Here is a 24,966-nt window from a genome sequence, read left to right on the forward strand (position 1 = left end):
TACGGAGGTCGCGGCGGGGTGGCCCGACGGGTGGGGCCCGGCGTCACCGCCGCACTCGCACCGATCGCCCGCGAGGGGTCGCGCATCGATGTCGTCACCACCGACGGAGCCATCGGCGTGGCACTGGCCACCAGGTGTTCCTCCGAGGGATGTCTCCTCGGCCGCAGTCGGCGGAACCGCACGCGGATGTCGCGGGGAGGCGCGGGAAGCGGTGGTCGTGTCGTCGCTCACCCGTGCCGCAGGGCGTGCAGCAGGTCCACCAACTGGGGTGGGGTCTCGGCCAGCGAGCACACCTCGGACAGCGGAACCCGTTCCAGCGCGATCATCTTCGGGCAGTCGCACGGCTCGTCGTGGAGGCCCAGGCGCGGCCCACCGTCGAGGACCTCCACGAGGAAGCACACCGTCTCCCCGTACGTGTACGGGGAGGTCCCCAGCCGACGTGCCGAGGTGACGTGCAGACCCACTTCCTCGGCCACCTCACGGCGCACCGCGTGCTCGAGGTCCTCACCGTCGCGAACTCCACCGCCGGGCAGGGTCAGGTAGCAGGGTCAGGTAGGACGGCCCGTCGTGGCGGCCGGAGCTGCTGCGGGTGGCTCCACGGACCAGGAGCACCGCGACGACCCCACGGTCGGGGTCGATGAACTGCGGCAGCAGCGAGACGTGCAGAACGGCGACCTCGGGGTCGAGCAGGTTCGTGACCAGGCCCGTGGTGAAGAGCCTGCGCGGCAGGTCCACCGGAGGACGCTTTCCGGCGAAGACCGAGGTTTCCCCGGGGCGCAGCGCCGCCAGGCCAGGCGGAGCGGGTAGGCGGCAGCGATCACCGGTCCACGGGTCTGCCCGCTCCCCTCCACCTGCGCCCTCCGCCGGTGCAGCCCGGCCCACGGGCACGCCGGCACGTCGAGGCCGGTGGTGACCTGGTCGCGCTGGCCCGCGACCGCTCGACGTCGCCCGACCTGCTGGAAGTGGTCGAAGGGGAACGCCGGCCCGAGCCGGAGTTCGAGTGGCGCGCCCACCCGTGACGCCCGCCGCGTGACGTGATCGCGGTGGTCGCCACCGGTGCGGCTCAGCGAGGCTGCAGCGACTCCGGCAGCGGTGTGGTGGCGGTGACGTCCGTCAGGCTGCCGTCGGGCCCCACGCGCACGGCTCCCCAGTGGCCCTCGGCGGTGCAGCCGGGACCGTTGACGTCGGAGCTGACCGCGCGCGCGGCGACCGGGGTGCCCACCTCGCGGGTCACGGGGCCGCCCTCGTCGTGCAGGCGCAGGTGCGCGGTGGGCGTGGCCGTCATGTCCGGGTCGAAGACGAAGGCGCTCCGCGTGTCGCCTCCACCGGTCACCGCCGGGTCGGCGCTGAAGAGGCGCACGTAGGTGCTGTGGCAGGTGTCGTCGGCGCAGTGGTCGGCGACCAGGGGGCTGTCGGCCGGCAGGGGCGGGGTGTTCAGCGCCGTCATGTCGAAGCTCAGCCCGAACGGCGGGCCGACGGCGGAGCACGCGACCCCCGAGCCCGGCCCGGCACACGCGGTGAGGAGCAGGAGGGCGGCGCCGCTCGCGACGGGGAAGGGGGTGCGCACGGCCCTCGGACGCCGCGGACCGCTCGCGCGTTCCACCGCCGCCCGGCGTCGCCGTCCACCGGGGGACGCACCACCGGCGCACACCCCTCCCGCGGCACGTCACACTGACCGCCATGGCGAGGCAACCGTGGTGGCGGGCGACGAAGACGCTGGACCAGTCCAAGAGGTCCGGGCTCCTGTACTCGGCGCTGGCCGCGCTGTCGTGGACCCTGCCGACCGACGGCGACAGCGCCTTCATCTGGATCATCCGGATCACCGCCACCGCGGCGGGGCTGTACTTCCTGGCCGCCTGGTACGTCAGGCGCTCCCGCGAGCAGCAGGGAGCCGGCTGACCCGTCCCGTCCGCCGCACCGGTGGCGAGCGGGGCGCGGCGCCGGGTTAGGGTCCGCCCGTGGCGCGGATCGTGGTCGTCGGGGCCGGGCTCGGCGGGCTGTCCGCCGCGGCCCGCCTCGCCGCGCTCGGGCACGCCGTCACCGTCTGCGAGCGCTCCGGCGACCTCGGCGGCAAGCTCGGCCGCTTCTCCCGCGACGGGTTCACCTTCGACACCGGCCCGTCCCTGCTGACCCTGCCCGCGGTGCAGCGCGACCTCTTCCTCAAGACCGGCGCGCCGCTGGAGTCCGTGCTGGACCTGGTGCCGCTGGACCCCGCGTGCGGGTACCGCTTCGCGGACGGCACGCGCCTGGACATGCCGGGCGGGAGCCTGCCGGCGGTGTCGGCCGCGGTGGACGCCGCGCTGGGGCCCGGGACCGGGACGCAGTGGACGGCGTTCCTGGCCCGCGCCGGCGCCATCTGGGACGTGGCGCGCGAGCCGTTCCTGGAGAACCCCCTCCAGGGCCCGCGCACGCTGCTGCGCCTGGCCCGCGACACCCGCGCGGTGCGCACCGTGGCCCCCTGGGCGAGCCTGCGCTCCCTCGGCGCGCGGTACCTGGACGACCCGCGGCTGCGGGTGCTGCTGGACCGCTACGCCACCTACTCCGGCTCCGACCCGCGCCGCGCCCCGGCGGCGCTGGCGACCGTGCCGTACGTGGAGCACACCTTCGGCGCCTGGTACGTGCGCGGGGGCCTGCGCCGTCTCGCCGAGGCCGTCGCCGAACGGGCCGCCGAGCGCGGCGCCGTCCTGCGCACCGGCACCGAGGTCGCCGCGGTGCTCGCCGAGGGCGGGCGCGTCGCCGGCGTGCGCCTGGCCGGCGGGGAGCACCTGCCCGCCGACGTCGTCGTCTCCGGGGTCGACGCCGCGCACCTGTACCGGGACCTGCTGCCGCGGCCCCGGCTGCGCCCGCCCGCCCGGCGGCGCTCCTCCTCCGGGCTGGTGCTCATGCTCGCCCTGCGCGGACGCACCCCGGGGCTGCGCCACCACAACGTCCTGTTCCCCGCCGACTACGACGCCGAGTTCGACGACCTCGCCGCCGGCCGGCCCGTGGCGGACCCCACCGTGTACGTCAGCGCCCCCGACGACCCCGCGCTGCGGCCCGGTGACGACTGCGAGGCGTGGTTCGTGCTCGTCAACGCCCCCGTGCACGACCCGGTGCGCGGCACCGACTGGAACACCCCGGGCCTGGCCGACGCGCAGGCCGACCGGGTGCTGGACGTGATGGCCGCCCGCGGCCTCGACGTGCGCGGGCGCGTCCTGTGGCGTGAGGTGCGCACCCCCGCCGACCTGGAGCGCGACACCCGCTCCGACGGCGGCGCCATCTACGGCAGCTCCAGCGACGGCGCGCGCGGGGCGTTCCTGCGCCCGGCGAACCGCTCACCCGTGCCGGGGCTCTTCCTCGTCGGCGGCTCCGCGCACCCCGGTGGCGGCCTGCCCCTGGTGGGCCTGTCCGCCCGGATCGTCACCGAGCTCGTCGGCCCCGCCTGAGCGCCCCCGCAGGTCCCGCCGCACCGCGAGCAGCACCTGCGCCAGGGCGAACAGCCCCAGGCCCGCCCACGCGCCCGCCGCCAGGGCCGCCAGCACCTCGCGGTCCGGGGGGCGCACCGCGCACGCCAGGGCCGCCGTGCCGGCCAGCGCCAGGCGCACGGGGCGCTCGCAGACGCTGACGACACCCACGTCCCGCATCCCCGCCGCCTGCGCCCTGGCCCGGGCGTACTCCTGCACCTGCGAGGAGCCCACCGCCACCAGCACCACCGCCGCCGGGGCGCCCAGCACCCACAGCAGGGCCGCGCACGCCGCGTCGCCCACCCGGTCGCACACCGCGTCCAGCACCGCGCCCCACGCGCTGGTGCGCTCGCGCAGCACCGCCACCGCGCCGTCCAGGGAGTCCAGCACCCCCGCCGCCGCCACGAGCAGCGCCGCGGCCAGCGGGGCGGGCGCGGCCAGCGGCACCGCGGCGGCCGCGGCGAGGACGCCCAGCACCGTCAGCAGGGCGGGCGAGACGCCCGCGCGGGCCAGCGGCGCGGCCATGGCGTGCACCCCGCGCAACCACCACCCCACCAGCCCCACCGGTCGCGTCCCGCCGTGCAGGGCCGACCAGCGCGCCAGGAACGTGTCCCGCCTCACGCCCGCAGACTAGGGGGCAGCGCTCGCCCGGGCCGTTGAGCGCTCCTACAGTTCGCCTGTGCCCCCATCCTCGACCGCCACCACGTCCTCCACGGCGGTCGGCCTGCCCGGCCGCGTGCAGGCCGTCCTCGACGACTTCCTCACCGCCCGGCGGGAGGTGCTGGCCGAGGTCGGCCCCGAGTGCGCCGCCCTCCTCGACGGCATCCGCGACCTGCTGCGCGGGGGGAAGCGGCTGCGCCCGGCGTTCTGCTACTGGGGCTTCCGCGGCGGGAGCGGGCAGGACTGCGACGGGATCGTCGACGTGGGCGCGGCCCTGGAGCTCTTCCAGGCGGCCGCCCTCATCCACGACGACCTCATGGACGGCTCCGACACCCGCCGGGGGCTGCCCGCCGCGCACCGGCGCTTCGAGGCGCTGCACGCCGCGGCCGGCTGGGCCGGGGGCTCGGAGCGCTTCGGCCTCGCGGGGGCGGTGCTCACCGGGGACCTGTGCCTGGGCTGGAGCGACGAGCTGTTCTCCGCCGCGCGCCTGCCCGCCGAGGCCCTCGGGCGCGCCCGGGAGGTGTTCTCGGTGATGCGGACCCAGCTCATGGGCGGGCAGTACCTGGACATGCTGGAGCAGGCGGCCGCGCCGGGCCTGGACCTGGCCGGCGCCGTGGAGCGGGCCCGGCGGGTGGTGCGGTTCAAGAGCGCGAAGTACAGCATGGAGCACCCCCTGCTCCTGGGCGGGCGGCTGGCGGGCGCGCCCCCGGAGCTGCTGGCGTCCTACTCGCGGATCGGCCTGAGCCTCGGGGAGGCGTTCCAGCTGCGCGACGACGTGCTCGGCACCTTCGGGGACCCGGGGGTCACCGGCAAGCCCGCCGGGGACGACCTGCGCGAGGGCAAGCGCACCGTCCTGGTCGCCCTGGCCCTGCAGGCGGCGGGCCCCGCCCAGACCGCGGTCGTGGAGCGCCTGCTGGGCGACCCGGCCCTGGACGCCGGCGGGGTGGACGAGCTGCGCGCCGTGCTGGTGGACACCGGGGCCGCGGACGAGGTGGAACGCCGGATCGAGGCCCTCGTGCAGGAGGCGTGCGACGCGCTGGAGTCCGCCGACGTGGACGCCACCACCCGCACCGCCCTGCACGAACTGCTCGTGGCGGCCACGAGGAGGCAGTCGTGAGCCGGCTGACCCGCGCGGCGGGCTGGCTGCCCGGGCGCGTGCGGACCGTGGAGGGCCCCACCGGGCACGTCGTCGTGGTGGGTGCCGGGCTGGCGGGGCTGTCCGCCGCGATGCGCCTGGCGGGAGCCGGCCGCAAGGTCACCGTCGTGGAGCGCGAGGACGTCCCCGGCGGGCGCGCGGGGCTCGTCACGACCCGCACCGCCGAGGGCGAGTACCGCTTCGACACCGGCCCGACCGTGCTGACGATGCCGGACCTCATCGCCGACTGCTTCGACGCCCTCGGCGAGGACATGCACGACTTCCTCGACCTGGAGCCGATCGACCCCCTCTACCGCGGGACGTTCGCCGACGGCTCCTCCCTGGAGATCTCCGCCGACGTCGGCACCACCGCCGCGAACATCGCCGCCCTCTGCGGGCAGGACGAGGCGGAGGGCTACCGCCGCTTCGTCGACCACGTCTCCGACCTGTACCGCTACGAGCTGCGCGACTTCATCGACCGCAACATCGACACCCCCCTGGACCTGCTCACCCCGAACCTGGTGCGGCTGCTGAAGGCCCGGGGTTTCGCGAAGCTCGCGCCGGAGGTGGCGCGGTTCCTCAAGGACGAGCGCACCCAGCGGATGTTCTCCTTCCAGGCGATGTACGCGGGGCTGTCCCCGTACGACGCCCTCGCCCTGTACGCGGTCATCGCGTACATGGACTCCGTGGCGGGGGTGTTCTTCCCGCGCGGCGGGATGCACGCCCTGCCCCGGGCGATGGCCGAGGCCGCCGCGAAGCACGGCGTGGAGTTCGAGTACGGCACCGAGGTCGTGAAGGTCGAGCACTCCGGCGGCCGGGCGCGTGCCGTGCACACCGCCGACGGGCGCCGCATCCCCGCCGACGTCGTCGTCCTGAACCCCGACCTGCCCGTGGCGCACCGCGACCTGCTGGGCCGGGACTCCTGGAACCTGCGGCGCCTGGACTACTCCCCCTCCTGCTACCTGATGCTCGCCGGGTCGACCGCCGACTACCCGGACCCGGTGCACCACTCCATCCACTTCGGCCACGCGTGGAAGGAGGTGTTCGAGGACCTCCTCGGGGGGCGGCTGATGCGCGACCCCTCCGTGCTGGTGAGCCGGCCCACCGCCTCCGACCCCTCCCTGGCCCCGCCCGGCAAGCACATCTACTACGTGCTGTTCCCCACCCCGCACACCGGCGCCGACATCGACTGGGTGCGGGAGGCGCCGCGCTACCGCGAGCACGTGCTGTCCACCCTGGCCGAGCGCGGCTACCCCGGTTTCGGCGAGGCGATCGAGGTCGAGCACGTCACGACGCCGCTGGACTGGGAGCGGCGCGGCATGGCGATGGGTGCGCCGTTCGCCTCCGCGCACTCCTTCCGGCAGACCGGCCCGTTCCGGCCGGGGAACCTGTGGGGGGAGAACGTGGTGCTCACCGGCTCCGGCACGCAGCCCGGCGTGGGGGTTCCCATGGTCCTCATCTCCGGTCGCCTGGCCGCCGAGCGCGTCACCGGCAAGGACCGCGCCTACCGCTCGCGGGCGTGGCGGTGAGCGCCCGCGAGCTGGACGCCGCCGCCGCGCAGGACCCCGCGCTGCGCGATCCGGGACTGCGCGACGCGTTCGAGCGGTGCCGCCTGCTGCACGCCGAGCACGGCCGCACCTACTACCTGGCGACGCTGCTGCTGCCCGCCGCGAAACGGCCCTACGTGTGGGCGCTGTACGGTTTCGCCCGCTACGCCGACGAGTTCGTCGACTCCCTGGAATCCCCCGACCCGCAGGCCCTGATCGACTGGGGCGGGGCGTTCCTGGCGGGCCTGGACTCCGGTGGCCCCCCGGACCCCGTCGGGCGGGCGATGGCCGCCACCATGCGCCGCTGGGACATCCCCCGCAGCCACGTCGAGGCGTTCCTGGCCTCCATGCGGATGGACATCACCGAGACCGGGTACGCCACCTACGAGGACCTGCGCGGGTACATGTTCGGCTCGGCGTCGGTCATCGGCCTGCAGATGCTGCCGATCCTGGAGCCGCTGACCCCCGACGCGGCGGAGCCCGCCGGGCTGCTGGGCGAGGCGTTCCAGATGTCGAACTTCATCCGCGACGTCGGGGAGGACCTGCAGCGCGGGCGGGTGTACCTGCCGCAGGAGGACCTCGACGCGTTCGGCGTCACCCGCGAGGACCTGCTCACCGCGCAGCGGGAGGGCACCGTGCCCGACGCGGTGCGCGGCCTGCTGGCCTTCGAGGTCCAGCGCACCCGGGAGCTGTACCGGCTCGCGGAGCCGGGCATCGCGATGCTGCACCCCACCAGCCGGGACTGCGTGCGCACCGCGTTCGAGCTGTACGGCGGCATCCTCGGCGCGGTGGAGAAGGCCGGCTACCGGGTGCTGGACCGCAGGGTGTCCGTGCCGGTGCCGCGGCGCCTCGCCGTGGCGGGCCCGGCCCTGGTGCGGGCGGTGCGGGCGCGCCGCGAGCAGGCGCGCTGGGTCCCCGCCCCCTGACGCGTCGCCGGGGCACCGGCCGCGGCCCGCACCGTTCCGCACCGGGGAGCGGTACCCGGCGCATACCCTGGGGCGCTGGAACCACGTCCCCGGAGGCCCCCGTGCGTCGTCCCCCCCTCCTGCTCGCGGGCCTGGTCGCCGCGGCCTGCGTGCTCGCCGGCTGCGGATCGCCCGCTCCCGGGCCCGGGGCGGCGGCGCCCGCCGCGGGCGTCGGCTCCGACGTGTCGGACCCGCAGGCGCCGGAGCTGCTGCGCTTCACCGCCGGCACCACCACCGGTGAGCGCTTCGACGCCTCCACGCTCGCCGGGAAGGACGCCGTCCTGTGGTTCTGGGCGCCCTGGTGCAGCCAGTGCCGCTTCGAGGCCCCGCACCTGGCGGCGGTCCAGGCCGCCCACGCCGCCGACGTCGAGGTCGTGGGCGTCGCCGGTCTGGGCCCGGTGGAGGACATGACCGGCTTCGTCGAGGAACTCGGTCTCGAGGGGTTCCCCCACGTCGTGGACGCGGACGGCTCGCTGTGGCAGCGCTTCGGGGTGACCGCGCAGCCCGCGCACGCCTTCGTCGACGACTCCGGTGAGATCGAGGTGACCCGCGGCCTGATGGGCGCGGAACAGCTCGAGGAGAAGATCGCGGAGCTGGCCGCGCGATGACCGGCGCGCTGGTCTTCGCCTACGCGGCGGGGAGCCTGGCCGCGCTGAACCCCTGCGGGTTCGCGATGCTGCCCGCCTACCTGACCCTGTTCGTCTCCGGCGGTGGCGCCGCACCGGCCGACCGGGCGCGGGCGCTGCGCCGGGCCGTGGGCGCGACGGCGGCGATGACGCTGGGTTTCGTCGCGGTGTTCGGGGTCTTCGGGCTGGTGCTGGCCCCGGTGGCCTCGCTCGTGCAGCGCTGGCTGCCGGTGGCGACCGTCGCCATCGGCGCGGGCCTGGCCGTCCTCGGGGTGGCGATGCTGCTGGGGCGTCCACCGTCGCTGCGGCTCCCGGCGCTGCGCGGGGGCCGCGACCCCGCGGGCGGCCTGGTGTCGATGGGCCTGTACGGCGTGGCCTACGCGGTGGCCTCCCTGGGCTGCACCATCGGCCCGTTCCTCGCCGTCACCGCCACCACCTTCCGCACCGGTGACGTCGCCACCGGCCTCGCCGCCTACGGCGCCTACGCCCTGGGGATGGGCTCGGTGGTCGGCGTGCTGGCCGTCGGGGTGGCCCTGGCCCGCTCCTCCGCCACACGGGTGCTGCGCCGCACCCAACGGCACCTGACGCGTGCCGGTGGCGTGCTGCTGGTCCTCGTGGGCGCCTACGTCGCCTGGTACGGCGCCTACGAGATCCGGCTGGCGCGCGGGGGCGGTGTGGCGGACCCGGTGGTGGGGGCCGCCGCGTCGGTGCAGTCCGCGCTCGTGGGCTGGGTGGGCGGCGCGGGTCCCGCGGTGGTGGGGGTGCTGGCGGTGGTGGTGCTGGGGGCGGCGAGCGCGGCGGCGTTCGCGCGCCGCGGCGGCAGGGCACGGTCGTCGGCGCGGCGGGCCCGCCGGCGCGGACGTCACGGGGATCGACCTGGTGCCCGAGTTCGTCGAGCATGCGCGGTGGGCCCTCCCGGCCGCCCGGGTCGGTAACGGTCCACCGGGCCGCCGAGGACGAGGGCCGTGGCGGCGATCGCAGGGATCGGCCACGGGCAGGAGGTGACGCGGGCGAGGACTCGACAGCGCGTCTCGAGGTGGGCGACGCCGTGCTCGACGAAGGCGCGGTCGGCGTTGACGCAGGAGTTCCACCCGCGGGTGCTCGGGTCGAGGATCTGCCCGCCGCCGGGGCGGTGGACAGGAACCCGGACGCCGGCCCCGGAGCCGGTGGGGGCACCTCCCGCGCGGAGCGTGGGGACAGGCCTCGTCGGCGGGGGTGCTTCCCGGAGCACCAGCGGTCGCGCTGCCCGCCGGGTTCGCGGACGCGGTCGGTGTCGATGAGGGTTCCGTCGAGCAGCAGGTGCTCCTCCACCCCGCTCCACCGCCGCGACGACGGCGTCGGGCAGGTCCGGGGCCCGGGCGGCGAGGACGCCGAGGGCCTCGTGGTGGTGGTCCCCCACGTCGAGGGAGGTGCCCCCAGCCGGGTCCTGGTGGGTGCGCCGGTCGAGCTCGGTCGCCACCACCGTGACCGGTCGAACCCCACGTGCTCCGACGACTCCGCCCCGTCTCGACGATGCTCCCGCTGCTACCGGCAGAGGCTCAGTGGTCGGCGGCGTGGTGCCAGGCGACGTCCTGCGCGGACAGCTCCCGGGAGTAGACGGCGACCTCGTCGAGCAGGCCGGTGAAGAAGTCGTTGGCCGGGCGGTTCGCCCAGGAGGCGAGGCCGTGCCCGCCGAGGCGCCAGTGATCGGTCCGGGAGGTCGTCTCCGCCGCCGTCGCGGTGGGGTCGGAGGCCACGAGCCGGCCGTCGACGTAGAGCCGCAGGCCGCCGGCGGGGCCCATGGTGCCCACGACGTGGTGCCAGGCCCCGTCCAGGTAGCTGCTCGGTGACGTCGCCCGCCTGGACCCGGTGGACGGCCACACGCCGAACACCAGCCTGCCGGCGGAGTCCAGGTAGATCTTGCGGTCGTGCAACCCGACGGGGTACGTCGCCGTGGACTCGGTGCCGCGGGTGATGAGCGTGCCGCCGGACCCGGCCCCGGCGCGGAACCAGAGCTCCAGGCTGAAGGGGTACGGGTCCACGAGGGGGGAGGGGCTGTACGCGCCGACGGTCCCCGAGAACGCCACGGCGGTGGAGGGACCCTGCGACGCCAGCTTCTGCGGACCGTCCAGCGCACCCAGCGCTCCCGTGGCCAGCTCCCCGAACGGGCTGGGGATGCGCGGGGTCGACGGGCGGTCGCGGAACAGGTCGTGCACGTCACCGCGGGAGAGCGCCCAGCCGTAGGTGGTGAGGGTGTCGAGGGTGCCCGGGGAGTGGGCGCCGTAGTTGCCGCTGGTGGCGCTGCCGCCGTTGCCTGACCCGGCCGCGAGGCGGCGCCCCACCTGCAGGCCGCCCTCGCCGTCCCAGGCGGTGTGGGGTGCGGTGGCGCGCAGCTCCCCGTTGACGTAGAGCTGGATCGTGCCGGCGGTCGCGTCCTGCACCCCGACGAGGTGCACCCACCCGCTGAGGCCGGTCGTGCCGATGTTGTAGGTCGCGGTGTCCCAGGTGGTGGCACCTGCGGTGCGGGGCACTGTGAGGACGAAGGCCTGGTTGTAGCGCCCCAGCACGAAGCCCGGGCCCTTGGTCACGCCGCTGACCACGGCGTCCTGGCTGACGAACGCCTGCTCGACGGTGCAGGGCGTGGGTGAGCACGCCGTCAGGTCCCCGGGGTTGAAGTACACCCACGCCGAGACCGCGAACGAGGCGTCGGTCTGCACCACCGGTGTGCCCGTGTAGCCGTAGGAGCCGGTGTTCCCGGCGGTCAGGGTGATGCCCTTGCCGTCGCCGGACTCCGTGCCCCCGCTGTGCGCGACCGCAGGCCCGAGCGTCATGGTGCGGCCGGTGTCCACCGCGTCGCGGGTCGTGGCGCCGCCGACGGAGGCGGTGGCGGGCACGTCCTGGAACGTCCACCGCGAGGTGTGCGGGTCCACGGCCACCCTCGTCGCCTCGGCCTGGCCCAGCGCCCGGGGGAAGGCCCGCACGTCGTCGACCGAGCCGGTCCAGAAGTCGGCCGGGTTGCCGCCCCACAGGCTGCGCCCGACGAGGAACCGGCTCGGGCGCGTGGTGGTGGGCCGCTCGAAGGCTGCCGCCGACAGCGGGCGGGTGACGGCGACCTCGTTGGCCCGCGTCACCCCGGCCGGTGTGGTGACGTAGATCCTCATCACCCCGGTGGCGGAGTCGAAGGTCCCCGTCAGGTGCACCCAGGACCCGATGTCGCTGCTCGTGATGGCGGCGGCGACGACGTCGTACGCGGCCGGCTGGGCGTCGCGGGTCCGCGGCATGGACAGGATCCAGTTGCCGTAGCCGCCGTTGACGTTCGCGTTGCCGTCGGCACCCAGGTAGAACTGGTTGACCTGGTGACCCTCCTGGCTGACGGCGGCCTGGTACATGTTCGTCAGGGGGCCGCCCGGGGTCGCCGCGGTGTTCGGCACGGTGGTGAGCCGGACCCAGGCGGTGACGGTGAAGCTCCTGCTGGTGTCCAGCACGGGCCCGGTGCCCTGCACGGCGCCGGCACCGCCGAATGACAGCGCCGGGTCCCCCGCCGAGCCCGCCGACGGCGTCGGGCGCGTCGTCCACGTCGCACCGGACGCCGTGCCGCTCACCCCGCCTGCGCGGGCCCTGACCTCCGTGCCGGTCCCCTCGTCCACCGACCACCACAGCACCGGTCCGTCCGTGCCGCCGTTGTACGTCCCGGCCCGCCCGGTGGCCCCCGAGGAGTCCGCGACGGTGGTGCTGCCGGACGCGTCGTCACCGCGGTGGTGGAGCTCCAGCCCCGTCTTCGCGCGGTCCGTGGTGTACGCGTTCGGGGTGACCGTGGTGTCCCAGCGCTCCTGCACCGCCTGGGGGTAGTCGGGGAACGTGCTGCGCACGGTGAGGGTCGAGGAGTTGGGGACGGTCGCCGTGAATGCGGCGAGCACCCCTGGGAGGTTCACCATCGCAGCCAGTGCGACGGCCACCACCGCGACAGCGGCACCGGGATGGCGCGCCTGCCGGGTCTTCGCGTGGTCCACCGTTCCTGTATTGGCGCGTGAGGCGCCCGACTTGAGTGCCCAGGGGCACTTTCCCCGCCACTGAGCGTGGTGTCGTGGCGCCCTTGCCCCCTCCTCGCCCACCGCGGGGATCGCCGTCAGATCAGCGAGTCCTCGCCACCAGCGGTCGAGCCGCTACCGGCAGAACCCCGGTCCGGGCAACCACGTCCCCACCCCGCACGACGCCGCGGGCCGGCCCGGGAACCCAGGGCCGCCCCGGTGCTCCGGGCCACGGACCGGTGTCGTGCGCTGATCCGCTCCACACCCTGCGGTCGCGCCTGGGCGGGCTGGACGGGCGGATCACCGCCCTGGTCGCCGCCCGGCCCGCGTCAGTCCCAGGTCAGCGCCACACCCCACTCCGAGGGCACGTCGTTGAGCCGGGTCACCCGGAACGTCGGGGCGTCGTTCGGCAGCAGCAGCTCCCCCACGCGGCGCCCCTGACCGTCGCACTCGACGACCACCGCGGTGCCGGCCAGGTCCAGGCCGACGCTGCCGCCCCCGGTGCAGGCCGCGAAGGCGCCGTAGGTGGTGCCACCGGTGAAGTGGCCGAGGGTCACGCTGGACGTCTGGTGCCCGGTACCGCCGCCCGCTCCGCGGGGGTTCGCCCCCGCCGCCGTCGCCGCGTCGAAGGCGATCGTCGACGCGCTGACGCGGTGCTCCGGCTCGGGAGCGGGCTCGTCGCCGCCGGAGCAGCCACCGAGGGCGCCCAGCACGAGCGGGCACACCAGCCACCACCCGGCCCGGGTGCGTCGTCGCATGCGGGCACGGTAGTGGTCGCCGCCCGGCCCCCGCAGCGGATCGGGGCGACCTCCGGGGAGCGGAGCGGCGCCCGCGCCGCCCGTCCCGTCAGGAACCGCACCGTGCGCGCAGGGCCGGCACCCCCGGGCCCGTGAGGTCGTCGCACCAGGCGCCGCGGCCCGCCATGGCCATCGTCAGCGCCAGGGTCGTGCCGCTCACGAGGGGACCCGCCCCGACGGCGAAGGGCCCGTCGGTGGCCTCCAGCCGCAGACCCCGCACGGCGGTGCGGCTGGCGACCGTGAAGTCGCGCCGGGCGAAGAAGCGGGCGACCTCCGTGACGGCCGCGACCGGCGGTGTGCGGTCGATGCCGAGGGGACGGCGGACGTCCTGGGCGTGCACGACGACCTCGCCCAGCCACGCGGCGGTGTCGCGGGAGGGGCCGGTGCTGGAGGGGATGACGCGCCGGAACCTCTCGAGGGTCTCGGCCGGTGTCGCACCGCGGTGCTCGGCCAGGCGCCGCTGGTTGTGCAGGTCGAAGTCGAAGCGGGCACCGAGGACGCTGGCGAGCCAGCGCAGCCGGCCGGTGACGGCCCCCGCGGTCAGGTGGGCCACCACCTCCTCGACCGTCCACCGCCCGCACAGCGACGGCTGCGCCCACCGGGCCTCGTCGAGACCGGCGAGGTCCTCGGCCAGAGCGGCCCGCTCGGCGTGGGCGGCCGCCCAGAGCGTCTCCCGGGTGGCGACGGCATCGACCACGGTGGGCCTCCTGTGCTGGGGGGTGCGGACGACGACACCGACTCCGCGGGGCGGCCGATGTCATCGCCCGCGCCACGGCAGCCCCGGGCGGCGGCGTGGGACGGGCACCGTCCGCGGTCGCGGCGTCCCCGTCCTGCACGCCACCGGCGGGGGCGGCCTAGAGGAGCAGCGCCTGCGCGCGGCGGCGGATCTCGGTCTTGTTGTGCCCCGCGCGCAGCCCGTCGATGGGCCGCCCCGGCAGGGTGTCGTCGTGCGTGAAGAGCCAGCGGATGGTCTCCACGTCGGACAGGCCGGAGTCGGCCAGGACCGACAGCGTGCCGCGCAGCGCGGGCACGGGGCCCTCGTCCGTGAGGAACTCCGCCGGGACGTTGACGATCCGGCGCTCCCCGAGCCGCACGGCGAGCAGCTGCCGCTCCTGCAGCATGCGGCGCACGGTGCGGGCGTCGCTGCCCATCCGCTCCCCCGCGTCGGGCACGGTGAGCCACTCACCCACCAGGTCCTGGATCTCGTCGCCCTGCTCGGAGGCGATCTCTGCGCGCTGCGGTGCCACCACGGCACCAGCCTGCCACGTCGCGCCCGCCTCCCCGCACGGAGCCGCGCCCCGGGACGGCCGCGGGACGGGCGCGGGACGGCGGGGGGGGGCACGCCTCCCGGTGCCGCCGGCGACCCGAACGTCACGGGGTGTCGCTGCCGGGTGGAGCACCACCCCATCGGATAGGTTCGCCGGGCCGTGCCAGCACGCCCGCGCGCTCCCCGGACCGGTCACCGGCCCGAGGGTGCGCGGAGGTCGCGGCCCGTGCCCACGTCGACGAGCCCCCCGGTCCGCAGCCACGACACGTCAGCGGAGGACACCACCGCCATGGCCCCCGAGCCCCCCGCCGAGCCCACGGACCAGCAGCCGGACCCCGGACAGGAGGCGCCCGAGCAGGAGGCGTCCCGGCCGGAGGCGCCCGAGCGCGAGAACCGGGCGCGCAACCCCTGGCTCGTGGCCGCCCTCGTCGGTGCCGCGGCCCCCGGGGTCGTGCCCGCCCCCGCAGCCGCGGCGGTCCCGGCTGTGGCGCCCGCGGCGGCGGCACCGGCCGCGGTCCCGGCCGCGGCGCAGGCGGCCGTGCAGGCCGCCGGAGGCGGCGGCTACACCGTGCGCCCCGGTGACACCCTCGGGCACATCGCCGCACGCACCGGCACCACCGTGGAGGCCCTGCGCGAGGCCAACGGCCTCGACGCCCGCGGCTTCATCCGCGAGGGCCAGAACCTCACCCTCCCCGGCGGCAGCGCGGACGAGCCCGCGCCCGCACCCGCCGCCGCCACCCACACCGTGCGCGCCGGGGAGACGCTCTCCGGCATCGCCTCCCGCACCGGCACCACGGTCAAGGCGCTGCGCGAGGCCAACGGCCTCGACGCCCGCGGCTTCATCCGCGAGGGCCAGACCCTCACCCTCCCCGGCGCCGCGCCGCGCCGCGCCGGGGCGAAGCCCACCCCTGTGCCGCCGGTGCGCACCGGCTCCGTGGAGGCCGCCGCCGACGCCAACCGCGCCCACCTGGCCCGCCAGCAGGTGCCCGGCCGCGCCGCCATGCGCGACATCGTGCGCCGCGAGGCCCTGCGCCAGGGACTGGACCCGGCGCTGGCCCTGGCCATCGCCCACCAGGAGTCCGGCTTCAACATGCGGGCCGTGTCCTACGCCAACGCCATCGGCGCCATGCAGGTCATCCCCTCCTCCGGGGAGTGGGCCTCCCAGATGGTGGGGCGGCACCTGGACCTCTTCGACGCCGAGGACAACGCCACCGCGGGCGTGGCCATCCTTCGGCACCTCACGCGCACCAACGCCGAGGACATCGCGATCGCCTCCTACTACCAGGGCAACGCCTCCGTGCGCTCCCGCGGCATGTACGACGACACCCGCCGCTACGTCGCCAACGTCCTGACCCTCAAGGCCCGCTTCAGCTGAGCGGCGCCCCCGGGCGGTCACCGCACCGCCCGGGGCCCCGGCACGGCGCTGCTCCGCCCGGGCCCGCGGGCTGCCTACACTCAGCACGGTGGACGCGACCCTGTCCGACCCGCTCGTCGGGCGCCGCCTGGACTCCCGCTACCGGGTGCTCTCCAGGATCGGCCGCGGCGGCATGGGCGTCGTCTACCGCGCCGAGGACGAGCGCCTGGAGCGCGAGGTCGCCGTGAAGGTCCTGCGCTCCGACATGGCCCACGACCCCGACGCCCGCATGCGCTTCGTGCGGGAGGCCAAGTCCGCCGCGCGCCTGGCCCACCCCAACGCCGTCAGCGTCCTCGACCAGGGCACCGACGGGGACATCGCCTACCTCGTGATGGAGCTCGTGCCGGGCCGCACCCTGCGCGACGCGATCTCCGAGCAGGGCAGCCTCACCACCGGTGAGTCGCTGAACGTGCTGGAGGCGGTGCTGGACGCCCTCGCCGAGGCGCACCACAAGGGCATCGTCCACCGCGACGTCAAGCCGGCCAACGTCCTCGTCGGGGACCGCGGGCAGATCAAGGTCGCCGACTTCGGCCTGGCGCGCTCGGCCGCCGCGGCCACCACCGCCATGACCGGTGCCACCGAGCTGCTGGGCACCGCCGAGTACCTCGCCCCCGAGCGGGTCTCGCGCGGCATCGCCGACGCCCGCAGCGACGTGTACGGCACCGGCATCCTGCTCTTCGAGATGCTCACCGGCCGCCCGCCCTTCACCGGCGACGCCCCCGTGAACCTGGCCTACCGCCACGTCTACGACGAGGTGCCCGCCCCCTCGACGCTGGTGCCCGGCCTGCCGCCGGAGGTGGACCGGCTGGTGACCCGCGCCACCGCCAAGGACCCCGACGAGCGGCCCGCCGACGCCGGCAGGTTCCTCGACGAGGTCCGCGCGGTGCGGGCCGGGCTCGGCCCGGGCGTGCTGGAGGCGCGGGGCGGGGTCGCGGGTGAGCCCGCCGCGCCCTCCGGCTCCACCACCCGCATCCCCCTGGACGCCGGTGGCGCACCCGCCCCGCCGGAGCAGGCGGCCCCCGCGCGGGTCGTGGACCCCTCCGAGATCGGCTACGGCCCCGGTGGTCGCACGCGCCGCGGCGGCCTCATCGCCATGGTCGCCCTCGTCGTGGCCCTGGCCCTGGCGGGCGGGGTCGTGTGGTTCTTCGACGCCGGGCCCGGCGCGTACACCGACACCCCGCGCGGGCTGGTCAACAGGACCGAACCCGAGGCGCGTGAGGTCCTGACCGCCGCCGGGCTGAAGGCGCGCGTGGAACGGGAGTACTCCGAGACGGTCCCCCCGGACCTGGTCGCCGAGGCACGCCCCGCCGAGGGCCGCCGCGTCCGCAAGGACGGCACCGTCACCCTCGTGCTCTCCCGGGGGCCGCAGATGTTCGGGGTGCCCGCGGTGGTGGGCATGCCCCTGGGGGAGGCGCGCGCCGCCGTGGAGGAGGCGGGCCTGAAGCCGGGCGAGGTCCGCGAGGACTGGTCCGAGGACGTGCCGCACGGCCAGGTGATCGCCGTGGACCCCCAGCCGGGCACCCAGCACCGCCGCGACACCCCGGTGACCTTCACCATGAGCAAGGGCCGCCAGCCGATCGACGTCCCGGCGTTCGTCGGACAGCCCTACGACGAGGCCGTGACCAGGCTCGAGGAGCTCGGCCTGCAGCCGGTGCGCACCGGCGAGGACTACAGCGAGTCGGTGCCCGAGGGCGCGGTGATCAGCCAGGAACCGGCCGGCGGCACGCTCTTCCGCGGGGACCGGGTGGAGCTCGTGGAGTCCCTCGGGCCGCCGCTGGTGCAGGTGCCGCAGGTGCAGGGCAAGCAGGTCGAGGAGGTGCGCGCCACCCTCGCGGCCCTCGGGCTGGACGTGGAGGTCACCAACCCGCTGGGTCCCATCGCCTTCGGCACCGTGTACAGCTCCGACCCCGCCGCCGGGGAGACCGTGCGCAAGGGCTCGACGGTCACCCTCGTCGTCGTCTGACCGCCCCCGCACGCGCGAGGACCCCGCACGCGCGAGGACCCGGCCGCGGGTACGGCCGGGTCCTCGTGGGGCGCGGGTCAGCGCTGCTGGAGCATCTCCGCGGCGAGGAACGCCAGCTCCAGGGACTGCTGGTGGTTCAGCCGCGGGTCGCACAGCGACTCGTAGCGGTGCGCCAGGCCCGCGTCGTCGATGTCCATCGCCCCGCCCAGGCACTCGGTGACGTCGTCGCCGGTCAGCTCGATGTGCAGCCCGCCGGGAACGGTGCCCTGCGCGGCGTGCACCTCGAAGAAGCCGCGCACCTCGTCGACGATGTCGTCGAAGCGGCGGGTCTTGTAGCCGCTGGCCGACGTCATGCCGTTGCCGTGCATCGGGTCGCACACCCATGTCACGACCGCGCCGGAGTCGGTGACCTTGCGCACCAGGTCGGGCAGCACGTCGCGGATCGCGCCCGCACCCATGCGCGTGATGAAGGACAGCCGGCCCGGCTCGTTGTCGGGGTTGAGCCGCTCCACGAGCTCCAGCGCGTCGTCCGGGGAGGTCTTCGGCCCGAGCTTGACGCCGAGGGGGTTGCGGATGCGGGCGGCGAAGTCCAGGTGCGCCCCGTCCGTCTGCCGGCTGCGCTCCCCGATCCACACGAAGTGCGCGGAGACGTCGTACGGCGTCTGCGTGCGGGAGTCGATGCGCGTCAGGGGGCGCTCGTAGTCCAGCAGCAGCGCCTCGTGGCTCGCCCAGAACTGCACGCTCTTCAGGGCCTCGAAGTCGGTGCCGCAGGCGGCCATGAAACGCATGGCCTTGTCGATGTCGCGGGCCAGCGCCTCGTAGCGGGCGTTGGCCGCGTTGGCGGCGAAACCGCGGTTCCACTCGTGGACCTGGCGCAGGTCGGCGAAGCCGCCCGTGGTGAAGGCGCGGATCAGGTTCAGCGTGGCGCTGGAGGTGTGGTACGCCCGCAGCAGGCGGGTCGGGTCCGGGATGCGCGAGGCGGGGGTGAAGGCGTAGTCGTTGACGGCGTCGCCGCGGTACGCCGGCAGCGTCACCCCGTCGCGGGTCTCGGTGCCGCTGGAGCGGGGCTTGGCGAACTGCCCGGCCATCCGGCCCATCTTGATGACCGGCAGGCCCGCGCCGTACGTCAGGACCGCGGCCATCTGCAGCATCGTCTTCAGGCGGCGGCGGATCCCGTCGGCCGTGGCGGCGGCGAAGGTCTCGGCGCAGTCCCCACCCTGCAGCAGGAACGCCTCGCCCCGGGCGGCGGCGGCGAGCTGGGCGCGCAGGGCGTCGCACTCCCCCGCGAACACCAGCGGCGGGTAGGACGCCAGCTCGGCGCGGACCGCGTCGAGGGCGACGGGGTCGGGCCACTCGGGCTGCTGGGCGGCCGGCAGGTCCGGCCACTGGAGAGGCGCCGGCAGGGCGGAGGTCGTCGTGCTCACGGGGCAAGTCTGACACCGGTTCGCAGGTGCGGGTGCACCCCTTTTCCCGCGCGTGCCGCCGAGCGGTGGCGGCACGCGCGGGGCGGGCGCCCGGCCCGCGTCACCAGCGCAGGTCGGCGGCCTCCGCGACGCGCTGCGGCGGCACCGTCTTGAGCACACCGGTGGCCTCCGACAGGGGCACCTGCACCACGTCCGTGCCGCGCAGCGCGGCCATCGTGCCGAACCGCCCCTCCGCGATCGCCTCGATCGCGGAGAGCCCCGAGCGGGTGCCCAGGATGCGGTCCCCGGCGGAGGGGGTGCCCCCGCGCAGCAGGTGCCCGAGCACCGTGACCCGGCTGCTCAGACCCGGCACGCGGGCCTTCAGCTCCCGCTCCAGCCGCTCCCCGGCACCGCCGAGCTGGACGTGGCCGAAGGCGTCGACCGGGGCGTCGGTGGTGACCTCCGCACCGCCCACGGGGGCGCCCTCGGACACCACGGCCAGCGGCGCCTCACCGCGCTCGAGGACCTCCACCACGCGGGCGGCCACCTCGTCGAGGTCGACGGGCACCTCCGGCAGCAGGGTGACGTGCGCGCCGGCGGCCATGCCGGTGTGCAGGGCGATCCAGCCGGCGTGCCGGCCCATCACCTCCACGATCATCAGCCGGTGGTGGGAGGCGCCGGTGGTGTGCAGCCGGTCGCACGCCTCCACGGCCGTCTGCACGGCGGTGTCGAAGCCGAACGTGAAGTCCGTGGCCGACAGGTCGTTGTCGATGGTCTTGGGCGCCCCCACCACCGCCACCCCCGCCTCGTGCAGGGCCGTGGCCACCCCGAGGGTGTCCTCCCCGCCGATCGCCAGCAGGGCGTCCACCCCCAGCTCGGTCATGGTGCGGCGGATGGTCTCCAGGCCGCCCTCCACGGCCAGCGGGTTCGTGCGGCTGGAGCCGAGGATCGTGCCGCCGACGGCCAGGATGGGCCGCACCCGCTCCGGGTCCAGCGGGGTGGTGAGCTTCTCCAGGACGCCCTTCCACCCGTCGCGGAAACCGATGAACTCGAAGCCGTGCCGCTGGGCGCCGGCGAGCACCGCGGCCCTGATGACGGCGTTGAGGCCAGGGCAGTCCCCGCCCCCGGTGAGCACTCCGACCCGCACGCGCACTTCCCCTCCGGCCCGCTCCGGCGCGGCCCGACTCGGCGTCCCGGGCACGCGGCCCGGGTCTCGTGCACCGCCCGGGACCGGGCGGTGAAGATCCTCGCGGGCGCATGCTGCCACCGCCGGGGCGCCCGCGCGCGGGGACTCACCGGTGCCCGGCGCGGGATCCGCGCCGGGCGAGCAGGGAGCGGGTCCCGGTGGGTGTGCCAGGGGCCGGCCTCAGGCGGGCGGCGCGGAACGCCCGCCGGGGGCGGCGGCGGGCGGCTCCTGCCCGCCGGCCGCGCGCCGGCCCCGGCCGCGGACCTCCGAGGCGTACACGTCGACGTACTCCTGCCCCGACAGCTTCATGATCTCGTACATCACCTCGTCGGTGACCGAGCGCAGGATGAAGCGGTCGTCCTGCATGCCCTCGTAGCGGGAGAAGTCCAGCGGCTGCCCGATCACCACCCCCACGCGGGCCAGACCGGGCACCCGCCTGCCCACGGGCAGGACCCGGTCGGTGCCGATCATGGCGACGGGCACGACCGGCACCCCCGACTGCAGGGCCAGGCGCGCCACCCCGGTCCGGCCCCGGTACAGCCGCCCGTCCGGGGAACGCGTGCCCTCGGGGTAGATGCCGAACAGCTCCCCCGCGCGCAGCAGGCGCGCCCCCGCGGCCAGGGCGCGGTCCCCGGCGCGACCACCGGAGCGGTCCACCGGCAGCTGCCCGATGCCGTGGAAGAACCCCGCCGCCAGGCGGCCCTTCACGCCCCGGCCCGTGAACAGCTCCGCCTTGGCGATGAAGGTGATGCGGCGCCGGAGCACCACCGGCAGGAACACCGGGTCGGCGTAGGAGGGGTGGTTGCTGGCCAGGATGGCCGGGCCGTCCTCCGGGACGTTCTCCAGGCCGCGCACCCACGGCCGGAACACCGTCTTGAGCACCGGCTCGGCCAGCAGCAGCTTGATCAGCCAGTAGAGCACGGCGGGTCCGCACCTCCTCGGCGGTCGGCGGTGGCGGCGGACGCCCGGGCGCCGGAACTCTACGGCCTCGGGCCGCTCCCGGCAGGGCGTGCGCGCCGCGCGGCAGACCTCGACGCCCGCCGGACGGCGTGCCACGATGGGTCGTGCCCGCGAACCGCGACGACCACGGCAACGACCACGGCGGCGACCTCGACGTCGACGCGGTCTTCGCCGACATCGTCTCGCACTGGGAGCAACCCGCCCCCGCCCCCACCGCCCCCGAGGACGGCGCCGAGGCGCGGGCCGAGGCCCCCGGCGACGCCGAGGACACCGCCCCCGAGGAGCGCCGCCCCGCGGGGGAGCTCCCCCCGGCCCGCATCGTGCGCCCGCTGCCCCCCGCACCCGTCGAGTCCGACCTGCGCCGCCCCCCGGCACCCGTGGTGCCCCCGGGTTCGCGGCCCGACGAGACCGACCTTGACTCCGAGCCCGAGGGTTTCGTGCCCCCCGAGCCGCCGCCGCTGCCGCGGGACCTGGTGGGGTGGGCGGCGTGGGCGGGGGTCCTGGGCGGTCCCGCGGTGCTGCTGCTGGCCACCCTCGTGCGGGGGAGCGTGCCCGGGATCGTGGCGGCCCTCGCCGTCGCCGCGTTCGTCGCGGGCTTCGCCACGCTCGTGGCCCGCCTGCCCAAGAACCGCGACGACGAGGACGACGACGGCGCGGTGGTCTGACCCACCGCGGGCCGCGGCCCTCAGGCGCGCGGCACGAGCAGGTCCGCGCGCACCGGCAGGTGGTCGGTCGCGGCGCGCAGGTCCGCCTCCGCCGCCTCCACCGCCCCGGCGCCCACCACCGGCAGCCCCGGGCCCACCAGCACCACGTCGATGCGGTGCCGCGGTGCCCGCGCCGGGAAGGTCGCCGGCCGGGCGGCCTCCCCCAGCGGATCGGCCAGCCGCACCCGCAGCGCCCGCTGCGCCGCCCCGTCCGGCGCCTCGTTGAGGTCCCCCGCCACCACGAGGCGGTCCCCGGCCGCCGCCAGCGGCCCCTCCGCCGCCAGCAGCCGGCCGCAGTGGGCCAGGCGCTCGCCGACGTCCAGGCCCAGGTGGACGCTGCGCACCGCCACCGGCACCGCGCCGCCGGCCTCCCCGGCCGGGCGCAGCAGCGCCTCCGCGCAGCCGCGGCGGCGCACCGGGCGCCCGGCGCGCAGCAGCGGCACCGGCAGCGACCGCACCCGCGCGGCGAGCACCTCCACCCGCCCCGAGACCAGCAGCGCGGTGCCCGCCCCGGCCCGCCCCGCCGCGCACACCCGCAGCCCCGCCGCCGCGGCCACGGCCGCCAGCCGCCGCGCGCGCAGCACCCCCGTGGGCGCCTCCTGCACGCACACCACGTCCGCGGCGGCCGCGCGCAGCACCCGCACCAGCGCCGCGGTGTCGTCGGCGAGCTCGTGCACGTTGTAGGTCACCACCCGCAGCGGCGCTCCCGGCGCGCTCACCCCCAGCCCCGCGACAGGTCCGCGGCACCGACGAGCCCGGCGTCCGGGCCCAGCCGGGCCCGCACCAGCGCCAGCTCGGGGCGGAACCCCCGGCCGGTCAGGGTGCGCCGGTACGTCTCCCGCGCCGGGCCCAGCAGCAGCTCCCCCGCGTCCGAGACGCCCCCGCCGACGACGACCGTGCCCGGGTCCAGCGCCGCGGCGAGGTTGGCGATGCCCAGGCCCAGCCAGTGCCCCACCTCCCCGTACAGCGCCACCGCCGCGGGGTCGCCGTCGTGCGCGGCGGCCGTCACCAGGGGCCCCGTGATCGCCTGCGGCTCGCCGCCCGCCCGCTCCAGCAGCCCGGCCGCCGCGGGCGGGTCGGTGCCGGCCAGCTCGCGGGCGCCGCGCACGAGGGCGTTGCCGGAGGCGTACTGCTCCCAGCAGCCGCGGTTGCCGCACTCGCAGGGGTGCCCGCCGGGGACCAGCACCATGTGCCCGAACTCCCCGGCGATGCCGTGCCGGCCCCGCTGCACCCGCCCGGCGTCCACGATCGCCCCGCCGATGCCGGTGCCCATCGTCACGCACACCAGCCGGGTCTCCCCGCGCCCGGCACCGAAGCGGTACTCCCCCCACGCGGCGGCGTTGGCGTCGTTCTCCACCAGCGTGCGGCGCCCCACCCGCCGCCCCAGCCGCTCCCGGACCCGGCGCTCCACGGCCTCGCGCAGCGGCTCGTGCCGCCACGCCAGGTGCGGGGAGAACAGCACCGTAGAGCGGGCGGCGTCGACGAACCCGGCGGCGCCGATGCCGACGGAGACGACGTCGTGCTGCCGGGACAGCTCCTGGACGACCTCGGCGATGACGTCCTCGACGGCCTGCGGGCTGCGGGTGGGGGTCTCCCGCCGCAGCCTCGCCACGACGCGGCCCTCGCCGTCGACGACCCCGGCCGCGACCTTCGTGCCGCCGATGTCCACTCCGATGGCGGGGCCGTAGCCGATGAGGACGCGCCGGGTGCGCCGGCGCAGCCGCTCCTGCAGCAGGGCGCGGTGCGGGTCGGGGCGGCGGGTGCTGCGGGGAGCGGTCACGGGGTTCCTCGCGGGTCGGGTCCCCGCCGGGCGCCCACGTGCGGGACCCGGCGGGCGCAGGACGTGACCAGCCTGCCCGACGGGGGCCGCGCCGCCACCCGGGCGCGCCCGTGCGGCGCGCCCGGACGGGGCCGGAGCCGGGTGGCTCAGGCGATGCGGGCCAGGTCCGCCGCGCCGATCGTGCCGGCCTCGTTGCCCAGCCTGGCGAGGCGCAGGGGGGCCGGCTCGCGGAACCCCCGGCCGGAGAGGCTGGCCGCGAAGCTCTCGCGCGCCGGCTCCAGCAGCATGTCACCCGCGGCGGAGACCCCGCCGCCGATGACGACGACCTCCGGGTCGAGGACGGCGACCAGGGAGGAGGCGCACTCGCCGAGCCAGCGGCCCAGGTCGGCGATCAGGCGCAGGCTCGTGCGGTCCCCGGCCAGCGCCAGGTCGGTGATGAGCGGCCCGGTGATCGCCTCCGCCCTGCCCTCGGCGGCCTCGAGCAGCGCGGTGGTGCCGGGCGCACCGGCGCGCGCCAGGTCCCGGGCCTCGCGCACGAGCGCGCTGCCGGAGACGTACTGCTCCCAGCAGCCGCGGTTGCCGCAGCCGCACAGGTGCCCGCCGGGCACGGCGCGGGCGTGGCCCACCTCGGCGGCCGCGCCGTTGGCGCCGCGCTGGAGGCGGCCACCCGCGATGATCCCGCCGCCGAGGCCCGTGCCGACGGTCAGCAGCAGCACGTCGTCGGCGAGGGTGCCGTCCTCGGCGACCGCCCCGCCGAACCGGTACTCGCCCCACGCGGCGGCGTTGGCGTCGTTCTCGACGACGACGGGCAGGCGCAGGCGCTCCTCCAGGCCCTCCCGCAGCGGCTCGTCCCGCCAGGCGAGGTTGGGCGCGAAGACGACCGTGGAGCGGGCCGCGTCGACGAAACCCGCCGCGGCGACGCCCACCGCGGAGACTGCGTGGGTGCGCGCCAGCTCCTCCACGGCGTCCGCGACCGCCTCCCGGATGTCCGCCGCGGCGCGGGCGGGGGTCTCCCGCCGCGTCCTGGCCAGCAGGACCCCCTGCTCGTCCACCACGCCTGCCGCGATCTTCGTGCCGCCGATGTCGACGCCGACCGTGTACACCATCCG

Annotated in this window: 24 protein-coding genes and 1 pseudogene; 11 read left to right on the top strand and 14 right to left on the bottom strand. The window is 76.6% G+C overall.

The features are described 5' to 3' along the window. Window positions 1-227 precede the first annotated feature (227 nt). Both ACYQBY_RS09395 and ACYQBY_RS09400 read right to left on the bottom strand, forming a co-directional pair. A complete protein-coding gene (locus ACYQBY_RS09395) occupies window positions 228-476 on the bottom strand; it encodes a hypothetical protein (RefSeq protein WP_459643591.1) in 249 nt (82 codons plus the stop codon). A 139-nt stretch (window positions 477-615) separates the two neighbouring features. Then, window positions 616-821, bottom strand: a pseudogene (locus ACYQBY_RS09400) (LysE family translocator); the annotation flags it as partial. 45 nt (window positions 822-866) lie between these two features. On the opposite strand from ACYQBY_RS09400, the gene ACYQBY_RS09405 reads away from it, so the two are divergent. Next, a complete protein-coding gene (locus ACYQBY_RS09405; RefSeq protein WP_459643875.1) occupies window positions 867-1,019 on the top strand; it encodes a hypothetical protein in 153 nt (50 codons plus the stop codon). Window positions 1,020-1,063: 44 nt separating this feature from the next. Here ACYQBY_RS09405 and ACYQBY_RS09410 read toward each other — a convergent pair whose 3' ends face one another. Further along, on the bottom strand, window positions 1,064-1,567 hold the full coding sequence (locus tag ACYQBY_RS09410; RefSeq protein ID WP_459643592.1) for a hypothetical protein: 504 nt from the start codon (window positions 1,565-1,567) through the stop codon (window positions 1,064-1,066). Window positions 1,568-1,680: 113 nt separating this feature from the next. Here ACYQBY_RS09410 and ACYQBY_RS09415 point away from each other — a divergent pair, with 113 nt between their 5' ends. Together ACYQBY_RS09415 and ACYQBY_RS09420 are read left to right on the top strand one after the other, a co-directional pair. Then, window positions 1,681-1,899, top strand: coding sequence for a hypothetical protein (locus ACYQBY_RS09415; protein WP_459643593.1), 219 nt, complete (start codon window positions 1,681-1,683; stop codon window positions 1,897-1,899). A gap of 59 nt (window positions 1,900-1,958) precedes the next feature. Beyond that, window positions 1,959-3,425 (top strand): phytoene desaturase family protein, encoded by a 1,467-nt coding sequence (locus ACYQBY_RS09420; RefSeq protein WP_459643594.1) that lies wholly within the window; start codon window positions 1,959-1,961, stop codon window positions 3,423-3,425. Here the strand turns inward: ACYQBY_RS09420 and ACYQBY_RS09425 are convergent. After that, window positions 3,315-4,064, bottom strand: coding sequence for a CDP-alcohol phosphatidyltransferase family protein (locus ACYQBY_RS09425; protein ID WP_459643595.1), 750 nt, complete (start codon window positions 4,062-4,064; stop codon window positions 3,315-3,317). The two genes, ACYQBY_RS09420 and ACYQBY_RS09425, sit on opposite strands and share 111 nt — an antisense overlap. 58 nt (window positions 4,065-4,122) lie before the next feature. On the opposite strand from ACYQBY_RS09425, the gene ACYQBY_RS09430 reads away from it, so the two are divergent. The 5 genes from ACYQBY_RS09430 (at window position 4,123) to ACYQBY_RS09450 (ending at window position 9,311) form a co-directional block, all read left to right on the top strand. Then, complete coding sequence (locus ACYQBY_RS09430; RefSeq protein WP_459643596.1) at window positions 4,123-5,220, top strand: polyprenyl synthetase family protein; 1,098 nt, start codon at window positions 4,123-4,125, stop codon at window positions 5,218-5,220. Window positions 5,221-5,258: 38 nt separating this feature from the next. Beyond that, window positions 5,259-6,767, top strand: a complete 1,509-nt coding sequence (crtI, locus tag ACYQBY_RS09435) for a phytoene desaturase family protein (RefSeq protein WP_459643858.1) — start codon at window positions 5,259-5,261, stop codon at window positions 6,765-6,767. Beyond that, window positions 6,758-7,711, top strand: a complete 954-nt coding sequence (locus tag ACYQBY_RS09440; RefSeq protein WP_459643597.1) for a phytoene/squalene synthase family protein — start codon at window positions 6,758-6,760, stop codon at window positions 7,709-7,711. The genes crtI and ACYQBY_RS09440 overlap by 10 nt, the downstream gene beginning before the upstream one ends. A 101-nt stretch (window positions 7,712-7,812) precedes the next feature. Beyond that, complete coding sequence (locus ACYQBY_RS09445; RefSeq protein WP_459643598.1) at window positions 7,813-8,358, top strand: redoxin domain-containing protein; 546 nt, start codon at window positions 7,813-7,815, stop codon at window positions 8,356-8,358. Beyond that, complete coding sequence (locus tag ACYQBY_RS09450; RefSeq protein WP_459643599.1) at window positions 8,355-9,311, top strand: cytochrome c biogenesis CcdA family protein; 957 nt, start codon at window positions 8,355-8,357, stop codon at window positions 9,309-9,311. Before ACYQBY_RS09445 ends, ACYQBY_RS09450 begins: the two co-directional genes overlap by 4 nt. Window positions 9,312-9,914: 603 nt before the next feature. Here the strand turns inward: ACYQBY_RS09450 and ACYQBY_RS09455 are convergent. The 4 genes from ACYQBY_RS09455 to ACYQBY_RS09470 all read right to left on the bottom strand — a co-directional run bounded on the left by ACYQBY_RS09455 (window position 9,915) and on the right by ACYQBY_RS09470 (window position 14,430). Further along, window positions 9,915-12,272 carry a LamG domain-containing protein gene (locus ACYQBY_RS09455; protein WP_459643600.1) on the bottom strand — a complete coding sequence of 786 codons (2,358 nt, stop codon included), beginning with the start codon at window positions 12,270-12,272 and terminating at the stop codon, window positions 9,915-9,917. Between the two features lie 440 nt (window positions 12,273-12,712). Next, on the bottom strand, window positions 12,713-13,141 hold the full coding sequence (locus ACYQBY_RS09460) for a hypothetical protein (RefSeq protein WP_459643601.1): 429 nt from the start codon (window positions 13,139-13,141) through the stop codon (window positions 12,713-12,715). 88 nt (window positions 13,142-13,229) lie between these two features. Continuing rightward, window positions 13,230-13,877 carry a maleylpyruvate isomerase family mycothiol-dependent enzyme gene (locus tag ACYQBY_RS09465; RefSeq protein WP_459643602.1) on the bottom strand — a complete coding sequence of 216 codons (648 nt, stop codon included), beginning with the start codon at window positions 13,875-13,877 and terminating at the stop codon, window positions 13,230-13,232. Between the two features lie 157 nt (window positions 13,878-14,034). Beyond that, window positions 14,035-14,430, bottom strand: a complete 396-nt coding sequence (locus tag ACYQBY_RS09470) for an Rv2175c family DNA-binding protein (RefSeq protein ID WP_459643603.1) — start codon at window positions 14,428-14,430, stop codon at window positions 14,035-14,037. 243 nt (window positions 14,431-14,673) lie between these two features. Here ACYQBY_RS09470 and ACYQBY_RS09475 point away from each other — a divergent pair, with 243 nt between their 5' ends. Together ACYQBY_RS09475 and pknB are read left to right on the top strand one after the other, a co-directional pair. Next, window positions 14,674-15,822, top strand: coding sequence for a lytic transglycosylase (locus tag ACYQBY_RS09475; RefSeq protein ID WP_459643604.1), 1,149 nt, complete (start codon window positions 14,674-14,676; stop codon window positions 15,820-15,822). An 88-nt stretch (window positions 15,823-15,910) separates the two neighbouring features. Then, on the top strand, window positions 15,911-17,824 hold the full coding sequence (gene pknB / locus ACYQBY_RS09480; RefSeq protein WP_459643605.1) for a Stk1 family PASTA domain-containing Ser/Thr kinase: 1,914 nt from the start codon (window positions 15,911-15,913) through the stop codon (window positions 17,822-17,824). A gap of 77 nt (window positions 17,825-17,901) precedes the next feature. Here the strand turns inward: pknB and ACYQBY_RS09485 are convergent, their stop codons facing one another. The 3 genes from ACYQBY_RS09485 to ACYQBY_RS09495 all read right to left on the bottom strand — a co-directional run bounded on the left by ACYQBY_RS09485 (window position 17,902) and on the right by ACYQBY_RS09495 (window position 21,334). Beyond that, complete coding sequence (locus ACYQBY_RS09485; protein WP_459643606.1) at window positions 17,902-19,248, bottom strand: class II 3-deoxy-7-phosphoheptulonate synthase; 1,347 nt, start codon at window positions 19,246-19,248, stop codon at window positions 17,902-17,904. A gap of 100 nt (window positions 19,249-19,348) precedes the next feature. Continuing rightward, window positions 19,349-20,374, bottom strand: coding sequence for a 6-phosphofructokinase (locus ACYQBY_RS09490; RefSeq protein ID WP_459643607.1), 1,026 nt, complete (start codon window positions 20,372-20,374; stop codon window positions 19,349-19,351). A gap of 219 nt (window positions 20,375-20,593) precedes the next feature. Then, entirely contained in the window at window positions 20,594-21,334 is a 741-nt protein-coding gene (locus ACYQBY_RS09495) for a lysophospholipid acyltransferase family protein (RefSeq protein ID WP_459643608.1), read from the bottom strand. 143 nt (window positions 21,335-21,477) lie between these two features. Between ACYQBY_RS09495 and ACYQBY_RS09500 the strand changes: the two genes are divergently transcribed. Next, window positions 21,478-22,038: a hypothetical protein gene (locus ACYQBY_RS09500; RefSeq protein ID WP_459643609.1), complete on the top strand. Its 561-nt coding sequence runs from the start codon at window positions 21,478-21,480 to the stop codon at window positions 22,036-22,038. 20 nt (window positions 22,039-22,058) lie between these two features. Here ACYQBY_RS09500 and ACYQBY_RS09505 read toward each other — a convergent pair whose 3' ends face one another. From ACYQBY_RS09505 to ACYQBY_RS09515, 3 genes are all read right to left on the bottom strand, one after another. Next, window positions 22,059-22,796 (bottom strand): endonuclease/exonuclease/phosphatase family protein, encoded by a 738-nt coding sequence (locus tag ACYQBY_RS09505; protein ID WP_459643610.1) that lies wholly within the window; start codon window positions 22,794-22,796, stop codon window positions 22,059-22,061. Continuing rightward, window positions 22,793-23,857, bottom strand: coding sequence for an ROK family glucokinase (locus tag ACYQBY_RS09510; protein ID WP_459643611.1), 1,065 nt, complete (start codon window positions 23,855-23,857; stop codon window positions 22,793-22,795). Before ACYQBY_RS09510 ends, ACYQBY_RS09505 begins: the two co-directional genes overlap by 4 nt. A 146-nt stretch (window positions 23,858-24,003) precedes the next feature. Next, window positions 24,004-24,963 carry an ROK family glucokinase gene (locus ACYQBY_RS09515; protein WP_459643612.1) on the bottom strand — a complete coding sequence of 320 codons (960 nt, stop codon included), beginning with the start codon at window positions 24,961-24,963 and terminating at the stop codon, window positions 24,004-24,006. Window positions 24,964-24,966: the final 3 nt, after the last annotated feature.

The sequence above is a fragment of the Kineococcus anabasis genome (assembly GCF_054590795.1).

What these genes read in the sequence shown, in the direction of transcription:
- ACYQBY_RS09450 (WP_459643599.1), top strand. Translation starts at nt 8,355, where the DNA reads ATGACCGGCGCGCTGGTCTTCGCCTACGCGGCGGGGAGCCTGGCCGCG.
- ACYQBY_RS09415 (WP_459643593.1), top strand. Translation starts at nt 1,681, where the DNA reads ATGGCGAGGCAACCGTGGTGGCGGGCGACGAAGACGCTGGACCAGTCC.
- ACYQBY_RS09515 (WP_459643612.1), bottom strand. Translation starts at nt 24,963, where the DNA reads ATGGTGTACACGGTCGGCGTCGACATCGGCGGCACGAAGATCGCGGCA.
- ACYQBY_RS09460 (WP_459643601.1), bottom strand. Translation starts at nt 13,141, where the DNA reads ATGCGACGACGCACCCGGGCCGGGTGGTGGCTGGTGTGCCCGCTCGTG.